Here is a 14,031-nt window from a genome sequence, read left to right on the forward strand (position 1 = left end):
GCGGCGGGCCCGGCTGGTCGTCGTTAAGGGCAAATTTACTTTGTCGGAGCAGACATTGCCGGCCATGAGCACTCCCGGATCGGGGTCGCGCCGTCCTGGCTGGATGGCCGCATCGTGCGCGACGGCCAGGAGGGTTGCTTTGTTCGACGAACGCGCAGGCGCGGGGCAGGAAGGCCATGGCGGCCATGCCGCATCGCGTGCGCCGCAGGCTGGGCCGGGCCACGTCTCCCGCGATCCATCCCTGACCGGGCGACTGGGCGCGTGGCGTCGACGTGCGGGCCATGCGCTCGCCCATGCCGACCTGGCGCCCGACCTGTCACGCGACATCGGCTCCAAGCGCTGGCTGCGCGGCATGGCCACGCTCGTCGGCCTGTCCGCCGTGGCCATCGCCGCCTTTCCCGGTTTCTCACCGGTCGAGGCCGCGCCCGCCATGCGCATCGACGATTCCGTGCGCGACGAATTCCGCAGCCAGATGATCATGCCCCTGGCGCTTGGTGCCGACAGCGGCCGGCGCATGGGCGCCACGCTGGCGGTGACGACGCTGACCAGCGCGCCCGAGCGCCCGCGCCTCGACCTCGTGGCGACGCTGGCACAGGGTGACGGTTTCGATCGCATGCTCCGCCGCGCCGGCGTGGGGCAGGACGAGGCGAGCCTGATCGCGCAGATGATCGAGCGTGCGGTGCCGGTCGACCAGATCGCGCCGGGTACGCAGGTCGACATAACGCTTGGCCGGCGGACCAGCACCGATGCGCCGCGCCCGGTCGATGCGCTGAGCTTTCGCGCGCGGTTCGACCTGCAACTGGCGGTGGAGCGGCAAGGCGGGCGGCTGGTCCTCGATCCGCGCCCGATCAAGGTCGACGCGACACCGCTGCGGATTCGCGGCAAGGTTGGCCCCAGTCTTTACCGCGCCGCACGCGCAGCCGGGGCACCGCCCAGTTCGGTGCAGCAGTTCCTGCGGACCATCGGCCAGCAATACGACATCGACCGCGAGATCGGCGCGGAGGACGAGTTCGACATGATCGTCGACTATCGCCGCGCCGCGACCGGTGAGGTGGAGGTAGGCGATCTCGTTTACGCCGCCGTCATCCGCGGCGATCGCCCGCGCGTGCAGTTGATGCGCTGGGGGCGCGAAGGGCGTTTCTATGACGCGGCGGGCGAGGGCGAGCTGCGCGAGGGGCTGATCCAACCCGTTCCCGGCGCGATCTCCAGCCGGTTCGGCATGCGGCGCCACCCGATCCTGGGATACCGGCGGATGCATTCCGGCCTCGATTTCCGCGCCAGCAGCGGCACCCCGATCTATGCCGCGACCAATGGCGTGGTGAACTTTGCCGGACGTAACGGCGGCTACGGGAACTTCGTGCGCATTCGCCACCCAGGCAACCTTTCCACCGGCTATGCCCATATGAGCCGTATCGCCGTTTCAAACGGCCAAAACGTGCGGCGGGGGCAGGTCATCGGTTATGTCGGCTCCACCGGCCTGTCGACCGGGCCGCACCTGCATTACGAGATGTATCGCGACGGTCAGAAGATCGATCCCGCCTCGGTGCGCTTCGTCAACCGCGCGCAAATCAGCGGCGCCGACCTCGCCAATTTCCGCGAGCAACTGCTGCGGCTGCAACTCGTCCGTCCCGGTGCCGCGCTGGCCAGCCTTGCGCCCGATACCGCGGCCAGCGAGGAGCCGGTGCGCGAGATCGACCGGATCGAAAACCGCCAGCGCGTGCAATAGCGCGCGATTGCCCCACCGGGCCTTTTGCGGCAGGACGCGGCGGCGATGGAACGACATTTCCCCAACACCCGCATGCGCCGCGGCCGGGCCACCCGCTGGAGCCGCACGATGCTGCGCGAGACGGTGCTGACCCCGGCGGACCTCATCTGGCCGCTGTTCGTGACCGACGGCAGCGCCGTGCAGGAACCGGTTGGCAGCTTGCCCGGCGTGTCGCGCTGGTCGGTCGACGGGATCGTGACGCAGGCGAGGGAAGCGGTGAAGCTCGGCATCCCGTGCATTGCGCTGTTCCCCAACACCCAGGGCCACCTGCGTTCCGACGACGGGGCCGAGGCGCTCAACCCCGACAACCTGATGTGCCGGGCGATCCGGGCGGTCAAGCAGGCGTGCGGCGACGATCTCGGGGTGCTGACGGACGTGGCGCTCGACCCCTATACCAGCCACGGGCAGGACGGACTGGTCGATGGCAGGGGCTATGTCGGTAACGACGATACCGTGGCCGTGCTCGTCGACCAGGCGCTGAACCAGGCGGAGGCAGGCGCGGATATCGTCGCCCCTTCGGACATGATGGACGGGCGGGTGCGGGCAATCCGCATGGCGCTGGAAATGAATGGCCACCCCAACGTGCAGATCATGGCCTACGCGGCCAAGTATGCGTCGGCGTTTTACGGCCCCTTCCGCGACGCGGTGGGCAGTGGCGGGCTGCTGAAGGGCGACAAGGCGACATACCAGATGGACCCGGCGAACGGCGACGAGGCCATGGCCGAAATCGCGCTCGACATCGCCGAGGGCGCGGACAGCGTCATGATAAAGCCGGGCCTCGCCTATCTCGACATCATCTGGCGCGCCAGGCAGCGGTTCGATGTGCCGGTATTCGCCTATCAGGTCAGCGGCGAATACGCGCTGATCGAGGCGGGCGTGGCCGCCGGCGTGGGAAGCCGCGAGGGGCTGCTGATGGAAAAGCTGATCGCCTTCAAGCGCGCGGGTTGCGCGGGCATGCTCACCTACCATGCCCCCATCGCAGCGCGGCTGCTGGGTGGCTGACAGCCTCGCCACCGACCGGCTGGTGCTGCGCCCGCCGACAGCGGACGACCTGCCGTTCCTGCTGGCTGAAATGAACACCCCGATGGTGATGCGCTATCTCGGCGGAGAGGTATTCACCGAGGCTGACGTGACAAGCCGCCTGCAGGCCGACATCGATGCCTTCGGGCGCGATGATGGCTGGAAGCGCTGGACGATTTTTCGCCGCGACGACAATGCCCGGGTGGGCCGCTGCGGCCTCTTCCGCGTGCGGATGAAAGCGGCGCCCGATGCCCTGCGCGGCCAACCCGAAATCGGCTGGACCCTCGCGGAGGCGTACTGGGGAAAGGGCTTTGCGACAGAGGCGGCGCGCGCGGTTCTGAACCACGCCTTTGCGGATCTCCCCGAGGTCTACGCACAGACCAGCGATTCCAACGCCGCCTCCACCCGTGTCATGCAACGGCTCGGGTTCGAACGCCGGCACGATCTGGGCTATGTCGATCCGGACTATCCGCCGCGCGACAATCCCACCACGGTCTGGTCGCTTACCACGGATGCCTGGGGCACGCATGGCTGACTTTCGCCACGAAACCGATCGGCTGGTGCTGCGGGACTGGCGCGATGGCGATGCCGAGGCCTTTTTTGCCGCGACCAACACCCCCGCCGTCATGCGCTGGCTGGGCGGGGTGATGGACGATGATGCACGCGCCGCGCAGCTGGCGCGCGTGCGCACCTGCCACGCCAACCACGGGTTCTGCTTCTGGATCGTTCAGCGCAAGGCCGACGGCGGGCATCTGTCGGGCGAGGTTCTGGGTTTCTGCGGCCTCAAGCGTGCCGACGCGCCCGGCAGCAGCGTGGTCGGCGCAATGGAGGCGGGCTGGCGCTTGCGCGAGGATGCGTGGGGCCACGGCTACGCGAAGGAAGCTGCCGCCGCGGCGCTGGCGCTTGGCTTCGAACGCTTTGCCGCCGATCGGATCGTCGCGCTCACCGTCGACGGCAACGCGCCGAGCTGGGGCCTCATGACCCGGCTGGGCATGCAGCGCCGCGCTGATCTCGATTACCAGGACCCGCGCTACGGTCCTGATCTCAACCCGACGATCGTCTATGCCATCACCGCCGATCAGTGGCGGCGGGCATCGCGTGGCTGACAGCCCCGTTCGCGTGCGCCGCCAGCTGTTCGTCGTAACGGTGCTGGCGAGCAGCTTCCTGCTCTTTCTGGTGCAGCCGATGGTTGCGCGCATGGCGCTGCCCCGGCTGGGAGGCGCGCCGAACGTTTGGAACAGCGCCATGCTGGTTTACCAGGCGTTGCTGTTGGGCGGTTACGCCTATGCCCACGCGATCGGACGTTTCCCGTTGCGGTGGCAGGGCGCGATCCACATCGCGGTATTGCTGCTGGGCGGGCTGACCCTCCCTCTTGCGCTGGCAGAGACCGCGCCGCCCGCGCCGGGGTGGGAAGCATTGTGGGTGCCGTGGCTGTTCCTGCTGACCGTCGGCCCGGCGTTTTTTGCCATATCCGCGCAGGCTCCGCTGTTGCAGCGCTGGTTCGCCGCGCATCCGCAGGCGGGCAATCCTTATCCCCTGTATGCCGCGTCCAACCTCGGCAGTTTTGCCGGCCTCCTCGCCTATCCGCTGCTGGCCGAGCCGCTGCTTGCCATCGGCCAGCAGAGCCATGCGTGGGCGGCGGGCTACGCGCTGCTTGTCGTGCTGGTGGCCTCGGCTCTGTGGGCGCGACGAAACTCCAACGCCGCCGCAATCGTACCCGCAGACGATCCGCAAGAGCCCATTGCCGCGCGCAGCGACTGGCGCACGGTCCTTTTGTGGCTGGCGCTGTCGGCTGTTCCATCGGGCCTGATGCTGTCCACCACGACGTTCCTAACCACCGACATCATGGCGATTCCGCTGGTTTGGGTGATACCGCTGGGGCTTTACCTGCTCAGTTTCACGATCGCCTTTGCCGAACGGCGTGCGCTGGCGGGGCTGTTCGTGGTCCTCGCACCGCTCGTACTGCTGGTCGACGGCAGCGTGGCCATGTTTGCCGCTGGCCGGGCGGACCTGCTCGCAGGCACGGCGAGCGTCATCCTGCTGTTCGTCGTGGCCGTCGCACTGCACGCCCGTCTCTACGACAATCGTCCGCACCCTGGCGAACTCACGCGCTTCTACCTGGTAATGGCCGTCGGCGGCGTGGCGGGCGGGCTGTTCACCGCGCTGATCGCGCCGGTGGTGTTCGACTGGACGTGGGAGCACCCGCTGCTGATCCTCGCCGCCGCACTTTTGCTGCCGCTCGCCCCGTGGAGGCGCGCCATCGCTGGCCGCTTCGGCAATCCGGCATGGCTGCGCCTGGTGCTCGCCGGCATCCTTGTCGTCCTGTTCGCCTTCGCCTTGGCAGCATTCCCGCCCGGCCTTGGCGAAACGCAGCTGGCCGGTTGGCAATGGGCCACCTTGTTCGTCATGCTGTCGCTGGCTCTGGTGCTGGCGGCCCGCCGCTGGTCGTTCGTGACAGGGGTTGCCGTGCTGCTGCTGGCCTTCGGCGGAATCGCCAACCTGCGCACGAGCATCGAGGGTCTGCGCGAACGCAGCTATTTCGGGATCTATGCGGTCCGGACCACGCCCGATGGCGACACGCTGCTGATGCACGGGACGACCATCCACGGCCTCCAGCATACCGAGACAACGCCAAACGAGCCGACCACTTACTACGGCCGCAGCTCCGGCGTGGGGCGGGCGCTGGCCCTGGCTGCGCCCGATGCGCGCGTGGGCGTGGTCGGGCTCGGGGTGGGGACGCTCGCCTGCTATCGCCAAGCGCGACAGGCATGGACCTTTTTCGAGATCGACCCGGTGGTCCGCGATTTTTCCGATCGCGGGCTGTTCACCTATCTCGCCAACTGCGCGCCGGGCGCGCCGGTGGTGATCGGCGACGCGCGGATTGCCATCGAGGCCATGCCGCAGGCCAGTTTCGACGTGTTGGTCATCGATGCCTTTTCGTCGGACGCCATTCCCCTGCACCTGCTGACTGACGAGGCGATGGGCATCTACCTTGCGGCCACGGCTGGCGATGGCTTGCTGATGATGCACATTTCCAACAACTACATCCGCCTGCAACCAGTGCTGGCGAGGCTGGCGCAGGAACGCGGTCTTGCCACCATGGTTCTCATCGACAAGGGCGACAGTGCTGGCAGCGGGACCGGTAACAATGCAGGCGACCTGTATCCGTCCACCTGGGTGGCACTGGCGCCAGACCAGGCCCGCCTGGCGGAGCTCGCCGGCAGCGGCGCATGGCAACCCCTCGCGCCGCCCGAAGGCCCGGTGTGGACCGACGATTACGCCTCCATCCTGCCCTACCTCGTCTGGGAGAATTTCTTGTGAACATCGACCCCCTCGACTGGAGCCAGCGTTTCCCCGGCGCGACCATCATGGCCTTCGAAGGCAAGGTCCCGCACATCGACGCCACCGCCTTCGTCGCCCCCGGAGCGCGCATCATTGGCGACGTTACCATCGGCCCGCAGGCGAGCGTCTGGTACAACTGCGTGCTGCGCGGTGACATTCACCGCATCGAAGTGGGGGCGCGCAGCAACGTTCAGGATGGCAGCGTCTTCCATGTCGAAGGGCCACGGCCGGATACGGCGGGCGAACCCACGATCATTGGCGAGGATTGCGTGATCGGCCACATGGCCGTGGTGCACGGCGCGCAGCTGGAAAACCGCGCCTTCGTGGGCATGGGCGCCATCGCGATGGACGGCGCGCGTATCGCCGAGGGGGGCATGCTGGGCGCAGGCGCTTTGCTGTCACCCGGAAAGCAGATCGGTCCGGGCGAGATCTGGATCGGCCGGCCGGCAAGATATTACCGCACGCAGGACGAAGCGCAGGTCGCCAAGATCCGCTTCCAGACCGAACGTTATTGCAGCCTGGCGCAGCGGCACCTTGCAGAGCTGCGAAAGTAGCGCGGCGCAACTTTGCTTCGCTACGCGGCGGGCGTGGGTCAGTCCTTGACCAGCGCCCGCAACGCCTCGATCCGGTCAGCCTCGTGCGCCGGCTTGTCCCAGCGGATGCGGTGGATGCGCGGAAAGCGCATGGCTAAGCCGCTCTTGTGGCGCTTGCTCTTATGGACCGAATCGAAGGCGACCTCGAACACCAGACTGCGATTGGTCTCACGCACCGGGCCGAAGCGGTTGACGGTGTTCTGCCGCACGTGGCGGTCGATCTTCTTCAATTCCTCGTCGGTGAAGCCGGAATAGGCCTTGCCGACGGGCAGTAGCTCGGTGCCGCCGAGTCCGTCGGCGTCGGGGTCGCCGTCCCAGCAACCGAAGGTGTAGTCCGAGTAGAAGCTGCTGCGCTTTCCGCTGCCGCGCTGGGCGTACATCAGTACGCAATCGACCAGCAGCGGATCGCGCTTCCACTTGTACCACAGCCCGGTGCGCCGGCCGGCGACGTAGGGGCTGTCGCGGCGCTTGAGCATCAGCCCCTCGATCGCCTCGTCGCGGGTGCCGCCGCGGATATCGGCAAGGTGATCGAAATCGCGGGCGTCAAGCAGCTGGCTGATATCGAAGTGGCTATCGGGCAGGCGCGGCATGAGGCCCTCCAGCCGCGCGCGCCGGTCCGACCATGCCTGCTGGCGCACGTCTTCGCCATCGAGCATCAGCACGTCGTAAAGCCGCACGAAGGCCGGGTAATCGGCGAGCATCGCCTTGCTCACGGTCTTGCGTCCCAATCGCTGCTGCAAGGCGTTGAAGCTGGCCGCGCCGCCCTGCGCCGCATCGCTGCCTTTGCCGCCCTGGTGGCTGCCGCGCACCAACAGCTCGCCGTCGAGAATGGCGGGAAAGGCGAGCAGCGGCAGCAGCTCGGGGAAGGTGGCCGAGATATCGTCACCGCCACGCGAATAGAGCCGCGTTTCGCCGCCGACATGGACGAGCTGCACGCGGATCCCATCCCACTTCCATTCGGCGGCGTAGTCGGCAAGATCGACGCGCAGCTCTTCCAGCGGATGGGCGAGCATGAAGGGACGGAACAGCGGCATATTGGCCGTATCGGGCGGCGCCGCGCCGCCTGCGGCCCAGTCGAACAACTCGACAAAGGGCGGCGCGAGGGCGTGCCAGTATTCTTCCACCTCGTCGACCGAGACAGCAAAGGCCTTCGCAAAGGCAACCTTGGCCAGTCGCGCCGAAATGCCGATCCGCATCCCGCCGGTGGCAAGCTTCAGCAGCGCATAACGGCCCGACGCATCGAGGCGGTCGAGCAGGCGCGGCAGTTCGGTAAGCACGCTTATCCGCGTCATGCCATCAAGCGCGGCGACAGCTTCGCTCACCGATGGCGGCGGCGCCACCTCGCCCAGCGGTTCGGGCCACAGGAAGCTCGCCGTTTCCGCCGTATCGCCAACGAAATCGCGGCTGAGCGTCCACAGCACCGGATCGACCCGGTCCTTGAGCAGGTTGCGGATCGTGCTCGACTTGACCGCCTTGAAATCCAGCCCGTCGGTCAGCGCCGCCAGTGCCCAGCCGCGATCGGGATCGGGCGTCGCGCGAAGGTATTCCGCGATCAGCCGCAGCTTCTCGTTACGGCTGCGGGTATAGACCAGCGCATCGATGAGTGTGGCGAAGTCTTCCATTCCTAAGCGTCCCGCTCAGTCATCTTCATCCTCGTAGCCCACCATGGCCAGCGCGCGGGCCCGGCGCTGGTGCAACTGGTGCCAGCGCAGCAGCGCTTCCTCGCGGCCGTGGGTGATCCATGTCTCGTAAGGGTCGACTTCCTGGATAGTGCGGGTGAGTTCGTTCCAGTCGGCATGATCGGAGATGACCAGCGGCAGCTCCACGTTGCGCTGGCGGGCGCGCTGGCGCACCCGCATCCAGCCCGATGCCATGGCGGTGATGGGGTCGGGCAGGCGGCGGCTCCAGCGGTCGTTCAGAGCGCCGGGCGGGCTGATGACCACGTGCCCGCGAATGTCGTCCTTGGTATAGTCCATCACCATGCGCAGTTCGCCAAGGTCGACGCCGAATTCCTCGTAAAGGCGGCACATCTTTTCCATCGCCCCGTGGAGATAGATGGGTTCGTGATGTCCGGCGCGGCGCAACTCGGCGATCACCCGCTGCGCCTTGCCCAGCGCATAGGCACCCACCAGCACGCAGCGGTCGGGGTAGGCAGCCAGCCGATCCAGCAGCTTGGCCATTTCCTCCTCGATCGGGGGATGCGTGAACAGCGGCAGGCCGAAGGTCGCCTCGGTAATGAACACGTCGCACTTCGTCACTTCGAACGGCGGGCAGGTCGGATCGGGGCGGCGCTTGTAATCGCCGGTGATCACTACCCGCTCGCCCGCGTGTTCCAGCAGGATCTGTGCGCTGCCGAGCACGTGGCCGGCGGGCACGTAGGTCGCGTCCACACCGCCATCGAGCCGCACGGTCTCACCATAGGCCACGGGGCGGACGTTTTCGCGCGTGTTGTAGCGCAGTTCCATGATCGCCAGCGTTTCCGGCGTCGCCACGGTCTTGCCATGTCCGCCGCGGGCATGATCGGCATGGCCGTGGGTAACGAGGGCCTTGGCGACCGGTTTCGAAGGATCGATCCAGCAATCGGCTGGCGGGATGTAGACCCCGTGCGGGTCAGGAACGATCCAGGAAAACGGCGCGGCCATCGCCTGCTAGAAGCCGGGAGCGGGGGGTTTCGTTCCGACCCCGGCCTTTAGTCCCCCCGCCGCCGCTCGGCTGCGCGCCAGGCGTCGATGGCATCGTCCTGCTTCAGGACCAGGTTGCGCGGATCGGCGAGCCAGCTCGTGCCCGCATCGGGCAACGACAGATCGCCGCGTCCCTCGGCCATGGGCACGGTGACGATGCTGTCCCCCACCCGCACTTCCACCGGCATGGCGAAGGGCATGGCGGACGGGGTCTGCCAGGCGAGGGAAAGGGTCGTGCCCTCCTGCCGTGCTTCGAGCCGGGGCAGCGCTGCCTGATGGAAATAGGCATCGAAGAACCAATCGAGATCGCCCGCGCCGTGTGCCTGCAGGATGCGGCGGAAATCCTCCGTGGTGCGGTTCACCGGGCGGATGGCGCCGGGCTGCGGATCGGTGGTGCCGTAGGTCAGCTCGGTCAGTGCCGGGGACAGCACCTCTTCGCCGACAAGCGCGCGCAAGGTGTGCATGATCCACGCGCCCTTGTAGTAGATGTCGGTGCCCCACCCGGCCGCGCGGTCGTTGTAATCCGGCAACTGGCCCTCCGGCGGAACCAGCGGCACGCGGCTGACAATCGCCTTGCGGTTCTCCCACATGGCGGCGTCGTAATACATCTGGCCGCGCGCCCAGCCGAGGTAGAGCGGCTGCATCCAGGTGCCGATGCCCTCGTGCAGCCACATGTGATTGATGCTGGCATGGGTCAGCTGATTGGCGAACCATTCGTGGGCGAACTCGTGCGCAAGCAGCCAGTCGTAGCCGAGCGGATCGCGGCGGAATGCGTTGCCGTAGGCGTTGATCGTCTGGTGCTCCATGCCCAGATGCGGGGTCTCGGCCACGCCCGCCTTTTCGTCGGCGAAGGGGTAGGGGCCGACGACCTCCTCGAAGAAGCGCACCTGGTCGGCCAGCTCGCCCAGCAGCCGCTCCGCCTCCTCGCCGTGGCCGGGCAGGTGCCAGAACATCAGCGGGATTTCGTTGCCGTAGCGGCTTCGGTAGGTCCGTTCGGCCAGCTCGTAGGGACCGATTTGCAGGGTGATGCCGTAGTTGCTGGGATCGCGCGCCTGCCAATGGAATGTGGTGGTGCCGTTGCCGTTGTCACGCTCTGCGACAAGTCGCCCGTTCCCGGCGGCGACGAGGCCGTCCGGCACGGTGACCATCAGGTCGAGCGAATCGCTGCGGTGCGAGGAATGGTCGATGCACGGCCAGAACATGTCGCACCCTTCGCCCTGGATGCTGGTGGCGATCCATGGCTCGCCGCCGGGGGTCGTCGCCCAGGTGAATCCACCATCCCACGGCGGATTGGTCGCGACGTGCGGCACGCCGGTGTACATGATCGAGACCAGCGCGCGCTCTCCGGCGCCCAGCGGACGGGGCAGGTCGATGGTCAGCAGGCCATCGGGGTTACGCCAGCCCGAGGCGGGCACGGCCACGTCGTCCACCACGATTTCGCTGATGGCGAAGCGCGGGTCGAGGTCGAACTGGAGTTGCGCGGTATCGCTGAGAGCGACGACCTGGTGCAGCGCGCGGCCCGCAATGCTGCGCGTGGCGGGCGTGACGGAGATGGATAGAGAGGCATGGCCAATCCGCGTTGCCGCGCGCGGCCCTTCGAGCGGAAGGTCGCTCTGCGCCGTGCGCTCGGCAATCGGCGGCGCATCCTGTGCCGATGCGGCAGGCGGCAGGGCGAAAAGCGCGAGGGCGCCGGCAACGGCAAGTTGGCGTGGCATCATGCCGCCGGATTAACCCGGGCAGCCATGCCACGCCATATTTTACTCGCTGTCTGCGCCGCCGGTGTCCGCATCGCCGGCGGCCGATGCATCGGTCTCGGAACCTTCCGCCTTCTTCGCCTTGACCTTCTTCGGCCTGGGCGGTGCAGGGGTCAGTTCGAAGGCCGGCTTGTCGTCCTTCACGCTCACGTGCACCTCGCCGCCCTGCGCCAGCTTGCCGAACAGCAGTTCCTCGGCCAGCGGCTGCTTGATCCGTTCCTGGATCAGGCGCGACATCGGGCGGGCGCCCATCAGCCTGTCGTAACCGCGCTTGCCCAGCCATTCGCGCGCATCGGAATCGAACTGGATGTGCACGTTCTGCTCGGCGAGTTGCAACTCGAGCTGGAGGATGAACTTGTCCACCACCCGGCTGATCGTCTCAGGGCCAAGGTAGGCAAACGGCACCACGGCATCGAGGCGGTTGCGGAATTCGGGGGTGAACATCTTCTTCACCGCCTCTTCCGAGGCTTCCACCTTCTGCCCGGCGCCAAAGCCGATCGACTGTTTCGCGGCATCCGACGCGCCGGCATTCGTGGTCATGATGAGGACCACGTTGCGGAAATCGACGGTCTTGCCGTGGTGATCGGTCAGCTTGCCGTTATCCATCACCTGTAGCAGGATGTTGAACAGGTCGGGGTGCGCCTTTTCGATCTCGTCGAGCAGCAGCACGCAGTGCGGGTGCTGGTCGATGGCATCGGTCAGCAGGCCGCCCTGATCGTAACCGACATAGCCCGGAGGCGCGCCGATCAGGCGGCTGACCGAGTGACGCTCCATGTATTCCGACATGTCGAAACGCTTGAGCTCGATGCCCATGACGCTGGCGAGCTGGCGCGCGACCTCGGTCTTGCCGACGCCCGTGGGGCCGGAGAACAGGAAACTGCCGATGGGCTTTTCCGGTTCGCGCAGGCCCGCGCGGCTCAGCTTCATCGCGGTCGACAACCGCTGGATCGCCTCGTCCTGGCCATAGACGACGCGCTTCAGATCCTTTTCCAGGTTCGCCAGCGCGGCCTTGTCGTCCTTGCTGACCGACTTGGGCGGGATACGCGCCATCGTCGCGATGACCTTTTCGATGTCCTTGCTGGTGATCGTCTTGCGGCGCTTGCTGGGCGGCACCAGCATCTGCATCGCGCCGACCTCGTCGATCACGTCGATGGCCTTGTCCGGCAGCTTGCGGTCGTTGATGTAGCGCGCGCTCATCTCGACCGCGGTCTTGATGGCATCGGGCGTGTACTTGACCTTGTGGTGATCCTCGAACGCGCTGCGCAGACCCTTGAGGATCTTGATCGTGTCCTCCACCGTGGGCTCGTTCACGTCGATCTTCTGGAACCGGCGCAGCAATGCGCGGTCCTTTTCGAAGTGATTGCGGAATTCCTTGTAGGTGGTCGAACCGATGCAGCGGATCGTGCCGCCCGACAGGGCGGGCTTCAGCAGGTTGCTGGCATCCATCGCCCCGCCGCTGGTGGCACCGGCACCGATCACGGTATGGATCTCGTCGATGAACAGCACCGCATCGGGCATCTTCTCGAGCTCATTGACGACCTGCTTCAGCCGCTCCTCGAAGTCGCCGCGATAGCGGGTTCCGGCCAGCAGCGCGCCCATGTCGAGCGAGTAGATCACCGCATCCAGCAGGACCTCAGGCACATCGCCTTCGACGATCTTGCGCGCCAGGCCTTCGGCGATGGCCGTCTTGCCGACGCCCGGATCGCCCACGTACAGCGGGTTGTTCTTCGACCGGCGGCAGAGGATCTGCACCGTCCGGTCGACCTCGGGTCCGCGACCGATCAGCGGATCCACCTTTCCGTCGAGCGCCTTCTGGTTGAGGTTCACGCAGAACTGGTCGAGCGCCGAATCCTTCTTCTTGCCGTCCGCCTTGTCCTCGCCGCCCTTGGCCTGCGCCTCCTCGTCACCGCCGGTGGCCGCACGCGTATCGATCTGGCGTCCGCCCTTGCCGATGCCGTGGCTGATGAAGCTGACCGCATCGAGCCGGCTCATGTCCTGCTGCTGAAGGAAATAGACGGCGTAGGAATCGCGTTCGGAGAACAGCGCCACGAGCACGTTGGCACCGGTAACGGTGTCCTTGCCCGAACTCTGCACGTGCAGGATAGCGCGCTGGATTACCCGCTGGAAACCGGCGGTGGGCTGCGGGTCGGCATCCTCCTCCGTCTTCAGCGACTGGTATTCCTGGTCGAGATACTGGCGCACGACGCCAGCCAGCTCTTCCAGATCCACGCCGCAGGCGGTCATCACCTCGTCGGCATCGCTGTCATCGACGAGCGCCAGCAGCAGGTGTTCCAGCGTGGCGTATTCGTGCGCGCGGTCGACCGCGTGCTGGATCGCGTTGTGGAGTGTCTTTTCGAGGTTCTGCGCGAAACTAGGCATTGCAGTCCTTGGTTGGGCCCGGTGTGAACCGCGGGGCTTGGGAAGAAGGTGCGACCCGCATGGTTAACGCGGGCCTAATGGCGGCGCCTGCATACGTCTGGGCTAGCGGCCGGGGGGTGCCGCGTGCGCCGGTATGGCGGTGGTCGAAACCTATATGGGACGCGTGCTGCACATTTCGAGGGGTGGAAATGACCCTCGCCGCGCGCATCAATCGGTCTCTCGCGGCCGGAACAGCGCATCGGCCACCTTGCGGTGGTCGGCAGCCCTTGCATGGTGCGCCCTGACCCGCGCGATCTCTGTCTCGAGCAGCGCGATCCGCGCCATCAGTTCGTCCTGAGAGTAACTGTCCAGCCCCTCCTTCGCGAGGAGGCTGGCCGCGTCGGAACGCATCCGGGGACGGTCGTCGTCTTCCATTACCCTGCAGCATCACCACAGCGCCGCTTGCTGTCAATGGGGGTGCATCCTAGGAGAGGCGAAACACGCCGCCGGTGTGGCGC

11 protein-coding genes are annotated in these 14,031 nt (G+C 66.8%); 6 read left to right on the plus strand and 5 right to left on the minus strand.

Features of this window, described 5'->3' with window-relative positions:
- Positions 1 to 139: 139 nt before the first annotated feature.
- The 6 genes from GRI62_RS13730 to GRI62_RS13755 are packed head-to-tail and all read left to right on the plus strand — an operon-like array spanning position 140 to position 6,681.
- On the plus strand, positions 140 to 1,726 hold the full coding sequence (locus GRI62_RS13730) for a M23 family metallopeptidase (protein WP_234027469.1): 1,587 nt from the start codon (positions 140 to 142) through the stop codon (positions 1,724 to 1,726).
- 45 nt (positions 1,727 to 1,771) lie between these two features.
- On the plus strand, positions 1,772 to 2,767 hold the full coding sequence (hemB, locus tag GRI62_RS13735) for a porphobilinogen synthase (protein WP_131451282.1): 996 nt from the start codon (positions 1,772 to 1,774) through the stop codon (positions 2,765 to 2,767).
- Complete coding sequence (locus GRI62_RS13740; RefSeq protein WP_234032824.1) at positions 2,760 to 3,320, plus strand: GNAT family N-acetyltransferase; 561 nt, start codon at positions 2,760 to 2,762, stop codon at positions 3,318 to 3,320. Before hemB ends, GRI62_RS13740 begins: the two co-directional genes overlap by 8 nt.
- A complete protein-coding gene (locus tag GRI62_RS13745) occupies positions 3,313 to 3,891 on the plus strand; it encodes a GNAT family N-acetyltransferase (protein ID WP_131451284.1) in 579 nt (192 codons plus the stop codon). Before GRI62_RS13740 ends, GRI62_RS13745 begins: the two co-directional genes overlap by 8 nt.
- Entirely contained in the window at positions 3,884 to 6,106 is a 2,223-nt protein-coding gene (locus tag GRI62_RS13750; RefSeq protein ID WP_308420825.1) for a fused MFS/spermidine synthase, read from the plus strand. The genes GRI62_RS13745 and GRI62_RS13750 overlap by 8 nt, the downstream gene beginning before the upstream one ends.
- Complete coding sequence (locus GRI62_RS13755; RefSeq protein ID WP_234032823.1) at positions 6,103 to 6,681, plus strand: gamma carbonic anhydrase family protein; 579 nt, start codon at positions 6,103 to 6,105, stop codon at positions 6,679 to 6,681. Before GRI62_RS13750 ends, GRI62_RS13755 begins: the two co-directional genes overlap by 4 nt.
- Before the next feature lie 38 nt (positions 6,682 to 6,719).
- Here the strand turns inward: GRI62_RS13755 and GRI62_RS13760 are convergent, their stop codons facing one another.
- The 5 genes from GRI62_RS13760 to GRI62_RS13785 form a co-directional block, all read right to left on the minus strand.
- Positions 6,720 to 8,342, minus strand: a complete 1,623-nt coding sequence (locus GRI62_RS13760) for a cisplatin damage response ATP-dependent DNA ligase (RefSeq protein ID WP_131451286.1) — start codon at positions 8,340 to 8,342, stop codon at positions 6,720 to 6,722.
- A gap of 15 nt (positions 8,343 to 8,357) precedes the next feature.
- The gene (locus GRI62_RS13765) at positions 8,358 to 9,362 is read right to left on the minus strand and encodes a ligase-associated DNA damage response exonuclease (protein ID WP_131451287.1); all 1,005 of its coding nucleotides are present in this window, start codon (positions 9,360 to 9,362) and stop codon (positions 8,358 to 8,360) included.
- A 47-nt stretch (positions 9,363 to 9,409) separates the two neighbouring features.
- Entirely contained in the window at positions 9,410 to 11,119 is a 1,710-nt protein-coding gene (locus tag GRI62_RS13770) for a M1 family metallopeptidase (protein WP_131451288.1), read from the minus strand.
- Positions 11,120 to 11,158: 39 nt separating this feature from the next.
- The gene (gene clpA / locus GRI62_RS13775) at positions 11,159 to 13,534 is read right to left on the minus strand and encodes an ATP-dependent Clp protease ATP-binding subunit ClpA (protein WP_131451289.1); all 2,376 of its coding nucleotides are present in this window, start codon (positions 13,532 to 13,534) and stop codon (positions 11,159 to 11,161) included.
- A gap of 207 nt (positions 13,535 to 13,741) precedes the next feature.
- Positions 13,742 to 13,948 (minus strand): DUF1192 domain-containing protein, encoded by a 207-nt coding sequence (locus GRI62_RS13785; RefSeq protein WP_131451291.1) that lies wholly within the window; start codon positions 13,946 to 13,948, stop codon positions 13,742 to 13,744.
- Positions 13,949 to 14,031: the final 83 nt, after the last annotated feature.

Source organism: Aurantiacibacter arachoides (assembly GCF_009827335.1).
GTDB lineage: Bacteria > Pseudomonadota > Alphaproteobacteria > Sphingomonadales > Sphingomonadaceae > Alteraurantiacibacter > Alteraurantiacibacter arachoides.

Bases quoted from the DNA above. Each gene is read 5' to 3' on its own strand.
- GRI62_RS13765 (WP_131451287.1), bottom strand. From the start codon at position 9,362: ATGGCCGCGCCGTTTTCCTGGATCGTTCCTGACCCGCACGGGGTCTAC.
- GRI62_RS13770 (WP_131451288.1), bottom strand. From the start codon at position 11,119: ATGATGCCACGCCAACTTGCCGTTGCCGGCGCCCTCGCGCTTTTCGCC.
- GRI62_RS13760 (WP_131451286.1), bottom strand. From the start codon at position 8,342: ATGGAAGACTTCGCCACACTCATCGATGCGCTGGTCTATACCCGCAGC.
- GRI62_RS13785 (WP_131451291.1), bottom strand. From the start codon at position 13,948: ATGGAAGACGACGACCGTCCCCGGATGCGTTCCGACGCGGCCAGCCTC.
- hemB (WP_131451282.1), top strand. From the start codon at position 1,772: ATGGAACGACATTTCCCCAACACCCGCATGCGCCGCGGCCGGGCCACC.
- clpA (WP_131451289.1), bottom strand. From the start codon at position 13,534: ATGCCTAGTTTCGCGCAGAACCTCGAAAAGACACTCCACAACGCGATC.
- GRI62_RS13745 (WP_131451284.1), top strand. From the start codon at position 3,313: ATGGCTGACTTTCGCCACGAAACCGATCGGCTGGTGCTGCGGGACTGG.